Raw genomic sequence first — 13,242 nt, forward strand, 5'->3', positions numbered from 1 at the left:
GCATGGATCTCCCTCTCATCTGGGCGGTGATCATCGCCACGGCGGTTGCGCTCTACGTCCTGCTGGACGGCTTCGATCTCGGGGTCGGCATTCTCTTCCCGCTCGCCAGCCCGAAGGAGCGCGACACCATGGTCGCCTCCATCGCGCCGGTCTGGGATGGCAACGAGACCTGGCTTGTCCTGGGTGGCGGCGGGCTCTTCGCGGCCTTCCCGCTCGCCTACGCCATCATCATGCCGGCGCTTTATCTGCCGGTCGGCATCATGCTGACCGCGCTGATCTTCCGCGGCGTGGCGTTCGAATTCCGCGCTCATGGCCGAAAGTCCGGCAAGAAATGGTGGACATTCGCCTTCGCGGCAGGATCCACGGTCGCCGCCGTGGCGCAGGGCTTCGTTCTCGGCGGCTTCCTGCAGGGCATCACCATCGAAGGACGCAGCTTCGCGGGCGGTCCGTTCGACTGGTTGACGCCCTACACGCTGCTGGTCGCCGCTGGTCTCGTTGCCGGCTATGCCCTGCTCGGCGCGGCCTGGCTGGTCTTCAAGGCTGACGGCGAACTCCAGCGCCGCGCCCGAACCTGGGTCCGGTCCCTGATCGTCGCCGTTGCGATCGCACTCGGGGCGGTCAGCCTCGCCACCCTGTCCCTCGGGGGCGAGATCATCGCGCGCTGGGGCATCTCGCTCGACGGCGGCGTGAATCTCGGTCAGTTCGCGAAGTTTGCAGTCATCCCCGTCCTCGGCGTGATTGCGTCGTTCGCCGTCTGGCGCTTCGCGATGAAGGGGCCGGACTACATGGCCTACCTGGCGACGGTCGGTGTGTTCCTGTCCGGCTTCGCCGGGCTTGCCGTCTCGATCTTCCCGCATGTCGTACCGTTCAGCGTGACGGTCCATGAGGCCGCGGCGCGGGACAATGCGCTCGCCCTGATGCTCGTGGGGACGGCGGTGATGTTGCCGATCATCCTCGGCTACACCGCTTATGTTTACTGGATCTTCCGCGGAAAGGCCGAGGCCGGTGCCTACCACTGACCGCCGAACCACGCTTGGAAAACGGCTGTTCTGGTTCGCCGTCCTTTGGGTCGGCAGTCTGATGGCCGTCGGTGCGGCCGCCTATGCGCTGCGTGGCCTCCTCCTGCTCGCACAATAAACCGCTCCGCAAGCGGACCTTTACCCCTCGTTAGCGCTACGCGGGCGACACTTCGCTTGGCAACGGCGGAGGGGGAGATGTCGCTCGCCGTAATCGTTCAGGCGCGCATGGGATCGCGCCATGTCGAGGGCAAGAGTCTCGAAGCGCTGGGGGAGCGCAGTGCGATCCTGCGCTGTCTCGACCGCTGTGCCCGGATCCCGTCCGCTGACCTGGTCGTGGCGGCCATTCCCGATACCGAAAGCGACGACGAACTGGCCGAGGAAATCCTCGATTCCGGCTACATGCTGGTGCGCGGCCGCGAGAATGACGTTCTGTCGCGTTACGCCAAGGCCGCCCGCGAAGCGGCCTGCGAAACCGTGGTTCGCGTGAGCGGGGACAGCCCCTTCATCGATCCGGTTGTCTGCCAGCGCGTCGTCGATCTCTACCGCACGTCCGGGGCAGCCTATGCCGCCAATACCATGCCCGCCGCCTTTCCCGACGGGCTCGACTGCGAAGTGTTTTCCGCCGATTTGTTGGCGCGCGCCGACCACGAGGCGGAGTGGGCTCAGCAGCGCGAACAGGTCACGCCCTGGATGCGCAGCCATCCCGATCTGAAGACGGCCAATCTGACCGGCCCGGGCGGGGCCGTCGCGCGGATGCGCTGGACGGTGGATTATGCCGAGGATTTCGACTTCTGCGCGGCGATCTATGCAGAACTTGGCGAACGGGCAGCAAACGTGTCGGCCGCCGAACTCGTCGCGCTCTGCCTCCGCCGCCCGGATCTGGTCGCGATCAATGCCATGCACATCGATGCGGACCGGATCGCCGGAAACGAGACCGCCACGATCGTCACGCCGCCGATGTCGCTCAAGTTGGCGGTCTGACACGAACGTATCGGTTGCCGATACGTTTGGCTTGATATGTACCGCTTTCCGGTACATATTCTCCGCGAAGGGATGTCGCGGTGATACGCAGCTTCGCCGACGCGAAAACCGAAAAAGTCTTTCGCGGCGAAATCCCGAAGGGCTTTCCGGCTGGTCTGGCAGGGCGAACACGCCGGGTACTCGCGCGCATCGCGGCTGCCGTTCGGATCGATGATCTCAAAGTGCCGCCATCGCAGCGGCTCCATTTGCTCAATGGTGACAAAAAGGGGCGGTGGTCCGTATCGGTGAACGACCAGTTCCGCATCACTTTCCGCTTCGAGGAGGGGGATGCCCACGAGGTCCGGTTTGAGGATTATCGCTAGGCGGCGAAATGCCACCCGGTTCCATGGAAGGGTATGGGATGACCATTCAGTTTGCTGCGCCGCTTGAACCCGTCGGGGTGCATGTCGCGGATTTCATGGAGGAATATGCGATCAAGGCGCCGACGCTCGCAAAGCGGTTGAACGTCAGTCGTTCAAGGCTGCAGCGGCTTCTGGAGGGCGCGCGATGCGACGGTGACATGGCGGTCCGCCTGTCTCGAGCTTTCGGAACGACGCCGGAATATTGGCTCAACCTGCAAAGCCTTTACGACCTGTCCTTGATCGACAAGGACACGGCCTCTGCCATCGAGCGCGAAGTGGTTCCTCTGGCCATCGCCGAGTGACGGTCTGATCGCTTTTGCGTACAGGCAATTAACCGGCTTTCTCAACGCTTTCCTAATCCCGCCCTGCGACACTGATCCTTCAATCGGTGGCGGAGTATTCCGTGGCGGACATTGTCGGCTTCGATCTGACGGCCCTTCAGGGCTGGTATCAGGCCAAGAACGCGGTGCGTCTGGCGAACGCGTCGCCGCGCCCGTCCGGCGCGTCCACCGGCAATGCGCAGCAATCCGGCAGCGCGTCCGGCGTCCTGCCGCCCTGGGATGTGCGCGGCGAGGTCGCCGACGCGGAAAGCCTGTCCCGCAAGGCGCTGGCGACCGGCATCTTCTTCGAGAAGAATCTCGGCAGCTTCGCCGATCTCGACGTGTCGGCGGACTACAAGAACCTCTTCGCGATGTATCAGGGCCTGCGGCGCATGCACGCGCTGGCCCTTGAAGCCGCCGACAAGACGACGACCGACACGCGCCGCAACTTCCTCGACAACCGCTTCGCCCAGGGCGTCTCGCAGTTCGACGACTTCTTCAGCGATCTCGACCTTGAAGGCGTGACACTTCTGAAGGGCGAGCAGCTCTCGAAGGTCGAGAGCGGGGTCGCGATCAATCGCGGCACGTCGGAATATACCACCGGCATCATTCACACCGGCGATTTCGATGCCGAGGTCGCCAGCCTGACCGGCGATGTCCAGTTCACCGTCTCGGTGAAGAAATCCGGCACGACCCAGGACATCAACATCAATCTCGCCGACATGGGTGCGACGGTCCGCAACCTCGACAACATCGCCGCCCATATCAACACGCAGCTGGAAGCCGCCGGCATCCTGACCCGGTTCGAGCGCGTGAAGATCGGCGAGAAGGACGACAGCGGCGTCATCCCCGGTAACGATTTCGGCTTTCACATCCAGGGCGTTCTGACCGAACAGGTCAGCTTCGCCGCGGCCGCCTCTTCGCCCGCGGTCTATCTCGCAGGCAATTCGGGGATCGGCGAGGACAGCGCCGGTCAGCTCGTTCGCCTGACAGATCTGGGCTCGGGCAGCCCGAGCGTCGACTACACGCGCCGCATCGAAGCGACGCCTGACACCACAGAGACCACGAACGACGCCGGCGAAACCAAGACCACCACCGAAACCAATCCGCTGACCGTGCGCGCTACCGCCGTGTCCGGCGATGGCGGGGTCTATGTCGTCGGCGAGACGTCCGCGGGCGTCGAAGGCCAGACCATCAAGGGCGAGGCCGACCTCGTCCTGCAGAAACGCGACTCCACCGGACGGGTGGTCTGGACGCGCACGCTGGGCGCGGCGGGCGAGGCCGAAGGCGCGGCCATCGCCATCGATGCCTCGGGCAATGTCGTCGTGTCCGGCACGGTCAAGGGCACGCTCGGCACCACGACGAATGTCGGCGGCGAGGACAGCTTCGTTGCGAAATACAACACGGCGGGCGTGGAGCAGTGGCTGCAGCGCTTCGGTGGCACGGCCGACGACCGCACCACGTCGGTCACGCTCGGCAGTGACGGCACGGTCTATGTCGCGGGGGAGGCCAGGTCCGGCTTCGGCGACGCCGCCCATGCTGGCGGGACGTGGGACGGTTATGTCCGCGCGATTTCCGCTGACGGAACGCACCAGTGGACGCGCCGCATCGGCGATACCGGCGAGGAACGCGCCAAGGCAATCGCCGTCACCGACGATGGCGGACTGCTGATCGCCAGCGAGGAGGACGGCCGCGCCATCCTGCGCAAATATTCCAGCGCCGACGGCACCGGCGCGGCGCTCTGGGAAACCGATCTCGGCGATCTCGATGGCGGACGCATCGGCAGCATCGCCGTTGACGGAACGGACATCTACCTGACCGGCGCGGCGGGTTCCGCCTTCGCGCCGTCCGCCCCGCTCACCGCCAATGCGGGCGGCCGCGACGCCATGGTCGTGAAACTGACTGACGGGGCGAGCGCCAGCGTCGCCTGGACGACCTTCGTCGGCTCCGACGCCGACGACAGCGCCGCCGCCGTTCAGGTGTCCGGCGGCAAGGTTTACGTCTCCGGCAAGACAACCGGCAGCCTGCCGGGCTCGACCCTCAATGGATCGCGCAACGCCTTCGTCGCGGAGATCGACGGGGCGACGGGCGGGCTTGGCTGGACGCAGCAGATTTCCGGGCGCGGCGGCATTTCCGAAGGCACCGGTATCGCCGTCGACGCCGAGGGTGACAGCGTGTTGTCGGCGCTCGGCTTGCCGCGCGGATCGCTGACCTATTCCGACACCCGCGTCGTCACCGACCGCACCTCGGTGCGCGATGGCGATCATTTCTACATCTCGGTCGATGGCGGCCGCCGCAAGAAGATCACGATCGAGAATGACGACACGATCCGTTCGCTGACCTTCAAGATCAACGCCGCGCTCGTCCTCGACGGCACCGCAGATGTGCGCCGGTCGTCTGCGGGTGATCAGCTGCGCATCACGCCGAAGGAAAACGTCACCATCGAGCTCTTTGCCGGCGCAGAAGGCCGCGATGCGCTCAAGGGTCTCGGCATCCAGCCCGGTGCGGTTCACAAGAAGCCGTCCCTCCTCAACGAGGACGCGACGTCCGACGCGCCGCCCCTGTTCGCGCTCGGCCTGCCAACGGCCATGAAACTCGACACACGCGACAAGGCCGCGACCGCTGTGAAGGCGCTGGAAGACGCGATGAGTGTGATCCAGCGCGCCTATCGCGACCTGACCACGCCGCAATCGGTCAAGGATTTGCTGAACGGCAACAAGAAGGGCAGGAGCGGCGGCACCGTTCCGGCCTATTTGCAGGCGCAGTACGCGAATTACGCGGCCGGCCTGTCGCGCCTCACGGGCGGCGCATAGCGGCTACCCGCTGAAACATGAATTCTAGTTCAGGTTTCAATTTCCCGCCGGAAACGCGTCACCTTTCTGCCCGATTACGCGTCTAGATCGCCGCCATCACCTGATCGAGGCGCCAAGGCGTCCGGCACAGGGCGCGTGATGGCTGCCGGGAAAGGTCAGCAGCGCCTGACGTTACAAACACGAGCACAAGAAAAAACGATGCTTCCCGCACGGCGCAATCGCCGCCGCGCGCCCGTCCGTTTCTCTCCGTGCCCGGAAAGACTGGAGTGCGATCCATGCCGCACGGTGTTGTGAAGTTTTACAATTGCGACCAGGGCTTCGGCTTCATCACGCCCTTCGGCGGTGGCCGTGACGTGCTGGTTCAGGCACCCGAAGTGAAGCGTAGCGGTATCGGCGATCTTCTGGTCGGTCAGCGTATCCAGTACGAGGTCGCCGACCGCGAAACCGGCCACGGCGACGAAGCGGTGGAACTGTCTCTCATGGCCGCCAACGAAGACGACGGCCGCCTCAAGCGGTTCGGTTGACCGCCAAGGCGGGCGCGCCCGCCGGCTTTTGCGCGGGGGTCACGCCCGGCCCGTATCCATTCAGAGTATCGCGCTGGCGTCCCGCCTCTTCGGCGACCGAACGGATCACGCCTTCCGTCAGGACGCGTAGCGTATCGACCGCCACGCCATTGGCATGAAGCGCTTCGGTAAAACGCTCCGTCACATCCTTAAGCGACTGTTTCACGGCTTCGGAAATCCCGGCCAGCCGCGACGGGTCTTCCTTCACCGCGCCGATCTCACGACGGTAGAGTGTCGCGAGCCGGGTCTTCTCGTGCTGGAAGTCCTCCGTCTCGAGTGGACGGCGCGCATTGAACAGCGCGGTTTCCTTTTCCAGCAATTCCGTCAGCCGCCGGGTCAGGCGGATCAGCGCATCGGCGCGTTCGCCGGGCGAATTGGCCGCGAGCGTGTTCATGCGTCGCCTCCCGCTTCCTGGTAGCGCAGGATTTCCGTCGTCAGGTTATCGCTGAGACCCAGCCCGCCGGCGCGGGCCATCACCTTGGCGTATTCCTCGTTCAGCAGGCCGCGGAAAGCCTGTTCGCCCGATCCGCCGCCGAACGGATTGTTCTCGCCGACGCCAGTGAACATCTGCTCCAGGATCTGCGACAGGAAGAAGGCTTCGAATTCCTCGGCAACCTGGCGCGCCTCGGCCTCATTGGCGACCTGGCGCATTTCCGGCGCGCGGCCACCGCCGCGTCCCGCCAGGACCTGGGCCAGTTGTGCGTCGGCTGAGGGCATACCGGTCATCGTGTTACAGGACCTCGATTTCGGCCTGCAGGGCCCCTGCAGCCTTGATGGCCTGCAGGATGGCGATCATGTCGCGCGGGCTGACGCCGAGCGCATTGAGCCCGTCGACGAGATCGCGCAGCGATGCGCCTTCTTCCATCACGCCCAGTTGGGCCATGTCTTCTACCACATCGACCTGGGTGCGCGGCACGACGACGGTTTCGCCGTCGGCCAGCGGGCCAGGCTGGCTGACCTGCGGGGCTTCGGTGACGGAGATGGTCAGATTGCCCTGCGCGATGGCGACGGTGGACACGCGCACATTCTCGCCCATCACGATCGTGCCGGTCGCCTCGTCGATCACGACGCGGGCGGGCAGGTCGGGGCGGACTCGCAACTGTTCGATCTCGCTGATCAGTGCGATCATGTCGCCTTCGAAATAGTCGGGGCGGGACAGTTCGACCGTGGCGGGGTCGGTGGCCCGGGCGGCGGTGGCGCCGAGATAGGCGTTGATCGCCTCGGCCATGCGGCTGGCCGTCGTGAAATCCGGATTGCGCAGCGCCAGGCGGATGGACGGCAGGCTCGCGATGTCGAAGCGCAGCTCGCGTTCGATCAGCGCCCCGTTGGAGATGCGGCCCGAAGTCGGCACGCCGCGCGTCACGCTGGCGGCTTCACCGCCGGCATCGAAACCGCCGACCGCGACCGAGCCCTGCGCCACGGCATAGACCTGCCCGTCCGCGCCCATCAGCGCGGTCGCGATCAGCGTGCCGCCCTGCAGCGACTGGGCGTCGCCGATGGCCGACACGGTCACATCGATCCGCGACCCGGCGGTGGCAAACGGCGGCAGGTGGGCAGTGATCATCACTGCGGCGGTATTGCGGGTGTTCAGATTGGCGTCGCGCGTATTGACGTCGAACCGCTCCAGCATGGCCGACAGCGACTGGCGGGTGAAGGCGGCGTTACGCAGCGAATCCCCGGTGCCGTCGAGGCCGACGACGAGGCCGTAGCCCACCAGCTGGTTCTCCCGCACGCCTTCGACATCGGCGATGTCCTTGATGCGGGTCTGGGCATGGGCCGGAAGGGTCAGCACGAATACCCCGGCGATGGCCAGGGCGACGGCTAGGATGGGTTTCGCAAAACGCATGGTCGGGTTTCTCCCGTGGATCCGGGTGACGCCTTGCGAAGCGTGTGCCATCGCGTGCGAGAAGAAAAAGGCAACAAGAACAGACAGATAAATCAATCACGTGAAATCGGACAAGGCGGCAATATCCGCCGCTCCGAGCGCGATCCGGCAAAATCTGCCGCCTCGCGCAGTGCGCGTTTAGCCCCTGTTAACGCGGCGCACGTCAAGGCTTCAAACGAGGCGTTAACCATCCACGGCGACACTGACCCGCGATGAAAATCACTGGCCCCCGTCCGACCGAACAGACTTCGTCCACCCGCCGGAAATCCGGTTCGGAGCAGGGCGAGGAGAGTTTTTCGATCGACACGCCGCAATCGGCGCGCGCCGCGGTGGCAACCGGCGGGGCCTCGGCCGTCAATTCGGTCGATGCGCTGCTCGCCCTTCAGTCGGTCGGGGACTTCCGCGAAGCGAAGAAGCGGGCGACCGAGCGGGCGATGAGCCTGCTCGACGTGCTCGACGATCTGAAGCTGGCCCTGCTTGAGGGCGGTGTTCCGCGCCAGCGCCTTGTCGCGCTGATGGATATCCTCAAGAGCCGCCGGGATGAAACCCAGGATCCGCGCCTTGAGGCGATGCTCGACGAAGTCGAGGTCCGTGCAGCCGTCGAACTGGCCAAGTACGACGCCTGATCCTCCTGTTTTTGTTGACGTATTTGTGACGGCACGAAGTATGCGTGCAACAGCGCCTGCGCGTTGACTTGAAGCGCTGCGTGACTTATTCCCGCCCCGCCTCACGAGGGAGGGGCGAGAGTCGAAAGGGGAGAGGACGATGACTTCTGCGGTCAAGGAATCCCGGATCGAGCTTCCGTCCGGCTATATGCCGAGCTCCGACGAGCCGTTCATGAACGAGCGGCAGAAGGAATACTTCCGCCGCAAGCTGATGGCCTGGAAGGAAGAGATCCTCCGCGAGAGCAAGACGACGCTGTCCGTACTTCAGGAAGACATGGGCACCCAGCCGGATCTGGCGGATCGCGCCTCAACCGAAACCGACCGGTCGCTCGAGCTGCGCGCCCGTGATCGCCAGCGCAAGCTGATCGCCAAGATCGACTCCGCGCTGCGCCGTATTGACGAAGGCACGTATGGCTATTGCGAGGAAACCGGCGAACCGATCGGCGTCGCCCGCCTCGACGCCCGCCCGGTCGCGACGCTGTCGATCGAGGCCCAGGAACGCCACGAGCGCAACGAACGCGTCCACCGCGACGACTGATCCGCTCCGGTGTCACGAGATTTCAAAACCCCCGGCCATCGGCCGGGGGTCTTGTTTTGCACTCTTACCTCAAGTCCGGCGCGTACAGTCCGAATTCACGCATGCCATTCCCGCGCAATATCGTCATATGCGCGACCGTCACCCTTCCGGTTTCGCGTGAAAACTCGAGCGGATAATAGGCCGCGGCCTGGCGGTTCAACGTCAGCGAACATCCGGAAAGATTGATCCCGGAATAGAGATTGCCGCTGATCGTGCACAAATCGCCTGTCGGCGGCCGGTTCGGCGGCACGTCGGGGATCTCGCCCGAAATATCGCCGTTCGCGGAAATCACGACGCGGGGCCGGTCCGGGTCGAACGGCGCTCGATGGCTGTGGGTCTCTTCCCGAACGACATACTCGCCGGCAATCGGGACATCCGTGATCGAACGGGTCATGACCGCGCGCTGAGTGGCTTGACGGTGTATGAGCGTCATCATGCCGTCGCTCACATTGATGGTGGCTGAAAAGCCCTCATCATTGTCGAATTCGACGTCGGGCGTGCCAGCGATGGAAATGATCGCACCACCCGGACTGGCGACGAAGGATCCGGTCGACTCGAGCGAATATCCTGCAGACCGTCCCGGGCTGTAGTGCGATGAGTAGAGGATGTAGCGGCCGTCTGGCGTCAGCCGTAGGGACATTGCCGTATTGCGAAGCCCCGTCCGCCAGATTCCCATGACCGAGGCTTGTTCACCCGGCGCGCCGTTGTCGGTGACCGCGACGGACGTACTGCCAAGACTGCCGATGTCGGTATCCGACAATTCGTCAAACCGAACCCAGAGCCGGACGAAGGCCGGGGCGAGGGGAATACGAGACCGGGCGCGATCCCTGACGACGATACTGAAATAGGCGATTTCGTTTGTCGCCAAAGACAGCGGCACGGCGGCACCCCGCGGGGTCAGACAGGCGCCGTTCGCGTCGGATCGGCATGCGAGAACGTCCAGGTCTGCGAAGGCCTCGAGATTGAAGATCAGATCGGCGGGCGCACCGAGATTCATCGCAGCAACACTGGCCAGTCCGATACCCGTCTCCGGGTCGATGCGCAGGATGCCGTCGCCGCTCGGGGTGACGATCACGGGAAGGATGTCCGCGGGCGCCCGTTCGCCGAATCCGAAAATGTCGAGGCTGGCAGCGTCGGTGCCGAGTGCCGATGAAACCGTCCCTGATGCTGTCTCGGTGCAGTAATGATAGAAGTAAGGCCCATAATTGATGACATCGCCGGTGCCGAACCAGTCGCTGTTGAACGCACCGGGCCGGGGCTGAATGCCGATGATGAAGTGCCGGGTGGTCCCTGCCGGCAAATCGAAGACCTGCCGTGTCTGGTTGAGCAGGAAAGCCCCGCTCTCATCGATTTCGTGCACGAAGAAATCGTTTGGCGGGGTCAGTTGCGACGGGTTCATGCGGATCGTGCAGTTCGCCGCATTCCCGTCTCCCGCATTGGTCCAGGCCATGAAAACGGTTGCCCAGTCATCTGCCGCAACTGACCGGGACGACGGCAGGAAGGAACGAACCAGCCGCTCTTCCTGTGCATAGGCGGATGCACCGAGCGACAAGCTTAGCAAGGCCAGTATCAGTATTCTCATCACTGCAGCCTCCAGCGCCGTTGCTGCCGTGCAAGTATAAGTGATCGATCGGGTGCGCTGAAACCGTAAAGTGCCCAAACTGATCGTCGAACGGCGGCGATCGTGTCTTAACGCAGGCTCGGCGCGTGCAGTCCGAATTCGCGGCGAACCGTGCCGTTGTCGAGGACGAGGTAGAGCGAAAGCGCGCTTTGCGAATCCGCGCTGTCCTCGATGAAGTGGAGGCTGGCCGAGTGCCCCGCGCCGGCAATCGCGCAACCGTTGAGTGTCACCGGCCCGCCGATGGAGCCGGTAATGGCGCAGGTCCGCCCCCGGTCAGCGTAGTCGGACAGGGAGTCGATGAAGCTGCCGGAAATCTGACCGTTCGCCGTAACCGCCACGCGCGGATAGTTCGGGTCGAGCGGGGCGGAGATCGAGCGGCCCTCGGGAATGCCGATATATTCGCCTGCCACACTGGCCGGCAAGCTCGCATCGATCTGGAATCCGCGATGCAGCACACCCGTATTCCTGACCATCAGGCCGTCGGAACGGCGGATCGTGGCGGTGAAGGCGGTGTAGCTGGGGAAATCGTCGTCGGGCGTCGCTGTCAGCGAAAACGCATCGGCAGTCGCGGAGACCGTGTAGCGGCCCATCGACACGGCGTTGAACCCGGCCTGCTGTCCGGCGACGTGAAGCGACGAGAATGTGATGTAGCGACCGTCCTGCTGCAGGTTCAATATGTTGTTTCCGTAGTCGGAACCGAACCGCCATTGGCCGACAACAGAATCCAGGGGTTGGTCCTGACCCAAATCCGTCAGGGCGATCGAGGTTCGGTTGCGCGTGCCGGAACCGCCCTCGCGAACCTCGTCGAAATTGGCCCACAGACGGGCCGTCGCCGGCAGGAAGGGCGTGCGTGTCGTCGGGCCGTCCGTGACGAGAATGCTGATCAGCACGCTCTGCCCTGTCTCCATCCGGAAGCTCAGCGTCTCGGAGCGCGGCGCAAGGCAGGTGCCGATGCTGTCGGTGAGGCAGGCCAGCGCCTGCATGTCGGCGATCACATCCATGCTGAATGTGAAGTCTGCCGCGGTGCCAGCATTGATGGCCGCGATCGCAGCGACGCCGCGGCCGGTCTGCGGGTTGATCCGCACCACGCCGTCGGCGCTTGGCGAAACGATCACGGGGATAACGTCGGGAGGACGCCGGTCGCTGTGAACGGAGAAGTTCAGTTCGGACACGCTGTTGACAACAGGGGTAACGGCGACACCCGGGGCGCTACAGATTGCAGTGGCATAACCCCCGTACTGATGCACGGTTTCGCCCTCGTCGAAATTGCTGGCAGGAGCACGCAGGCCGAGGAGGAAATGGCGGGTCTGCCCCCGATCGAGCGTGAAGGGCTGATAGCGGGTCCCGGGAATGATGGCACCGCTTGAGTCAATCTCCTGAACGTCGATGTTCGGATCAGATCCGAACCAGGAAGGCGAACGTCCGATCACGCATTGGGTGAAATCAACATCGCCGGAATTCGTGAGCGCCACGAACACCGTGCCCCATTCATCGACATGGATCGTTCGCGTTGCCGGAAGATACGACCGGAGCAATTGCGCCTGCGCCAGGGCGAAGGCCGGGAAGGCCATTGCGAACGCAATCGCAATGAGGATCGGCCGGAACATGACGCTCTCCGTGCATCTTTTCGAACCGCAAGCCTAGATCAGTTTCCCGGGGCAGCCTACTTGAAACCAAAAAATACCCCTGCGACCGGAGTCGCAGGGGCCAGGTGCGCCACTTGGGTGGTGGGCGTGTACCGGCGGTGCGCCGGGATTCGGGAAATCAGAAGGGCCAGAGGATGTCGTAGATTTCCTGGCCGATGCCGGGGCGCTGCACGTCGGAAATATGCCCGCGCCCGCCATAGGAGATGCGCGCCTCGGCGATCTGGGTGTGACGGATCGTGTTGTCCGAGTTGATGTCTTCCGGGCGCACGACGCCGGAGATCAGAAGCTCGCGGATCTCGTTGTTGATCCGCACTTCCTGGCGGCCCGCGATGACCAGATTGCCGTTCGGCAGGGTCTGCGCCACGACCGCGGCGATGGAGAGGTTGATCGTCTCCGCGCGGTTGACCGAGCCGGTGCCGTTCACGCCGCTCGATCCGCCGAAACTGGTGATCGAGGACGGGTCGATCGCGTCGTTGAAGAAGGACGAGAGCGCAGCTTCCCCGCCGAGGAAATTCGTCAGATCGCTGTCCGCGTTCGAGGTGCGGTTCCGCGAGGTCGTGTTCTGGACCTGGGCATTGTCGGCGATGTTGATCATCACGGTCAGGATGTCACCCGGGGCATTGGCGCGCGGATCGCCGAAGAAGGTGCGGCTGCCCGCCGCCCACAGTGAGTTGCGGCCGCCGCTGGCCTGGGCGTTGGCCTGCCGCTGCGCGCGCGACGGGCTGTAGTCCGGCTGGGCGTAGGGCGCGAT

16 protein-coding genes are annotated in these 13,242 nt (G+C 64.4%); 10 read left to right on the forward strand and 6 right to left on the reverse strand.

The features are described 5' to 3' along the window. The first annotated feature begins 2 nt into the window (after window positions 1-2). The 7 genes from cydB to L5876_RS01505 all read left to right on the forward strand — a co-directional run bounded on the left by cydB (window position 3) and on the right by L5876_RS01505 (window position 6,058). Complete coding sequence (gene cydB, locus L5876_RS01480) at window positions 3-1,019, forward strand: cytochrome d ubiquinol oxidase subunit II (protein ID WP_236954320.1); 1,017 nt, start codon at window positions 3-5, stop codon at window positions 1,017-1,019. After that, window positions 1,006-1,137 (forward strand): hypothetical protein, encoded by a 132-nt coding sequence (locus L5876_RS14725; RefSeq protein WP_272906790.1) that lies wholly within the window; start codon window positions 1,006-1,008, stop codon window positions 1,135-1,137. The genes cydB and L5876_RS14725 overlap by 14 nt, the downstream gene beginning before the upstream one ends. Before the next feature lie 77 nt (window positions 1,138-1,214). After that, on the forward strand, window positions 1,215-2,000 hold the full coding sequence (locus L5876_RS01485; RefSeq protein ID WP_236954321.1) for a glycosyltransferase family protein: 786 nt from the start codon (window positions 1,215-1,217) through the stop codon (window positions 1,998-2,000). An 80-nt stretch (window positions 2,001-2,080) separates the two neighbouring features. Next, window positions 2,081-2,362 carry a type II toxin-antitoxin system RelE/ParE family toxin gene (locus L5876_RS01490; RefSeq protein WP_236954322.1) on the forward strand — a complete coding sequence of 94 codons (282 nt, stop codon included), beginning with the start codon at window positions 2,081-2,083 and terminating at the stop codon, window positions 2,360-2,362. Between the two features lie 38 nt (window positions 2,363-2,400). Next, window positions 2,401-2,703, forward strand: coding sequence for a HigA family addiction module antitoxin (locus L5876_RS01495; protein WP_236954323.1), 303 nt, complete (start codon window positions 2,401-2,403; stop codon window positions 2,701-2,703). 101 nt (window positions 2,704-2,804) lie between these two features. Next, window positions 2,805-5,534, forward strand: a complete 2,730-nt coding sequence (locus tag L5876_RS01500) for a hypothetical protein (RefSeq protein ID WP_236954324.1) — start codon at window positions 2,805-2,807, stop codon at window positions 5,532-5,534. A 275-nt stretch (window positions 5,535-5,809) separates the two neighbouring features. Next, window positions 5,810-6,058, forward strand: coding sequence for a cold-shock protein (locus L5876_RS01505; RefSeq protein ID WP_236954325.1), 249 nt, complete (start codon window positions 5,810-5,812; stop codon window positions 6,056-6,058). On the opposite strand, the gene L5876_RS01510 is transcribed toward L5876_RS01505, so the two are convergent. The 3 genes from L5876_RS01510 to L5876_RS01520 are packed head-to-tail and all read right to left on the reverse strand — an operon-like array spanning window position 6,042 to window position 7,943. Beyond that, the gene (locus L5876_RS01510) at window positions 6,042-6,491 is read right to left on the reverse strand and encodes a flagellar basal-body protein FlbY (protein ID WP_236954326.1); all 450 of its coding nucleotides are present in this window, start codon (window positions 6,489-6,491) and stop codon (window positions 6,042-6,044) included. The genes L5876_RS01505 and L5876_RS01510 overlap by 17 nt on opposite strands. Then, window positions 6,488-6,814 carry a rod-binding protein gene (locus tag L5876_RS01515; protein WP_236954327.1) on the reverse strand — a complete coding sequence of 109 codons (327 nt, stop codon included), beginning with the start codon at window positions 6,812-6,814 and terminating at the stop codon, window positions 6,488-6,490. The genes L5876_RS01510 and L5876_RS01515 overlap by 4 nt, the downstream gene beginning before the upstream one ends. 13 nt (window positions 6,815-6,827) lie before the next feature. Beyond that, the gene (locus L5876_RS01520; RefSeq protein ID WP_236954328.1) at window positions 6,828-7,943 is read right to left on the reverse strand and encodes a flagellar basal body P-ring protein FlgI; all 1,116 of its coding nucleotides are present in this window, start codon (window positions 7,941-7,943) and stop codon (window positions 6,828-6,830) included. Between the two features lie 15 nt (window positions 7,944-7,958). On the opposite strand from L5876_RS01520, the gene L5876_RS01525 reads away from it, so the two are divergent. The 3 genes from L5876_RS01525 to dksA all read left to right on the forward strand — a co-directional run bounded on the left by L5876_RS01525 (window position 7,959) and on the right by dksA (window position 9,185). Continuing rightward, window positions 7,959-8,198 carry a hypothetical protein gene (locus tag L5876_RS01525; RefSeq protein WP_236954329.1) on the forward strand — a complete coding sequence of 80 codons (240 nt, stop codon included), beginning with the start codon at window positions 7,959-7,961 and terminating at the stop codon, window positions 8,196-8,198. After that, on the forward strand, window positions 8,195-8,608 hold the full coding sequence (locus tag L5876_RS01530) for a flagellar assembly protein FliX (protein ID WP_236954330.1): 414 nt from the start codon (window positions 8,195-8,197) through the stop codon (window positions 8,606-8,608). Before L5876_RS01525 ends, L5876_RS01530 begins: the two co-directional genes overlap by 4 nt. A 139-nt stretch (window positions 8,609-8,747) precedes the next feature. Beyond that, window positions 8,748-9,185: an RNA polymerase-binding protein DksA gene (gene dksA, locus L5876_RS01535; RefSeq protein WP_236954331.1), complete on the forward strand. Its 438-nt coding sequence runs from the start codon at window positions 8,748-8,750 to the stop codon at window positions 9,183-9,185. A 64-nt stretch (window positions 9,186-9,249) separates the two neighbouring features. Here the strand turns inward: dksA and L5876_RS01540 are convergent, their stop codons facing one another. The 3 genes from L5876_RS01540 to flgH all read right to left on the reverse strand — a co-directional run. Beyond that, window positions 9,250-10,806 carry a hypothetical protein gene (locus tag L5876_RS01540; RefSeq protein ID WP_236954332.1) on the reverse strand — a complete coding sequence of 519 codons (1,557 nt, stop codon included), beginning with the start codon at window positions 10,804-10,806 and terminating at the stop codon, window positions 9,250-9,252. A 107-nt stretch (window positions 10,807-10,913) separates the two neighbouring features. Further along, window positions 10,914-12,452, reverse strand: a complete 1,539-nt coding sequence (locus L5876_RS01545) for a hypothetical protein (RefSeq protein ID WP_236954333.1) — start codon at window positions 12,450-12,452, stop codon at window positions 10,914-10,916. Between the two features lie 157 nt (window positions 12,453-12,609). Then, the coding region (gene flgH, locus L5876_RS01550; protein WP_236954334.1) for a flagellar basal body L-ring protein FlgH at window positions 12,610-13,242 on the reverse strand (633 nt) is incomplete at its 5' end.

Origin of the sequence: Hyphobacterium sp. SN044 (assembly GCF_021864465.1) — a bacterium.
Classification (GTDB): domain Bacteria; phylum Pseudomonadota; class Alphaproteobacteria; order Caulobacterales; family Maricaulaceae; genus Hyphobacterium.

Bases quoted from the DNA above. Each gene is read 5' to 3' on its own strand.
- L5876_RS01510 (WP_236954326.1), bottom strand. From the start codon at position 6,491: ATGAACACGCTCGCGGCCAATTCGCCCGGCGAACGCGCCGATGCGCTG.
- dksA (WP_236954331.1), top strand. From the start codon at position 8,748: ATGACTTCTGCGGTCAAGGAATCCCGGATCGAGCTTCCGTCCGGCTAT.
- L5876_RS01485 (WP_236954321.1), top strand. From the start codon at position 1,215: ATGTCGCTCGCCGTAATCGTTCAGGCGCGCATGGGATCGCGCCATGTC.
- L5876_RS01540 (WP_236954332.1), bottom strand. From the start codon at position 10,806: ATGAGAATACTGATACTGGCCTTGCTAAGCTTGTCGCTCGGTGCATCC.
- L5876_RS01495 (WP_236954323.1), top strand. From the start codon at position 2,401: ATGACCATTCAGTTTGCTGCGCCGCTTGAACCCGTCGGGGTGCATGTC.
- L5876_RS01520 (WP_236954328.1), bottom strand. From the start codon at position 7,943: ATGCGTTTTGCGAAACCCATCCTAGCCGTCGCCCTGGCCATCGCCGGG.
- L5876_RS01545 (WP_236954333.1), bottom strand. From the start codon at position 12,452: ATGTTCCGGCCGATCCTCATTGCGATTGCGTTCGCAATGGCCTTCCCG.
- cydB (WP_236954320.1), top strand. From the start codon at position 3: ATGGATCTCCCTCTCATCTGGGCGGTGATCATCGCCACGGCGGTTGCG.
- L5876_RS01505 (WP_236954325.1), top strand. From the start codon at position 5,810: ATGCCGCACGGTGTTGTGAAGTTTTACAATTGCGACCAGGGCTTCGGC.
- L5876_RS01515 (WP_236954327.1), bottom strand. From the start codon at position 6,814: ATGCCCTCAGCCGACGCACAACTGGCCCAGGTCCTGGCGGGACGCGGC.
- L5876_RS01530 (WP_236954330.1), top strand. From the start codon at position 8,195: ATGAAAATCACTGGCCCCCGTCCGACCGAACAGACTTCGTCCACCCGC.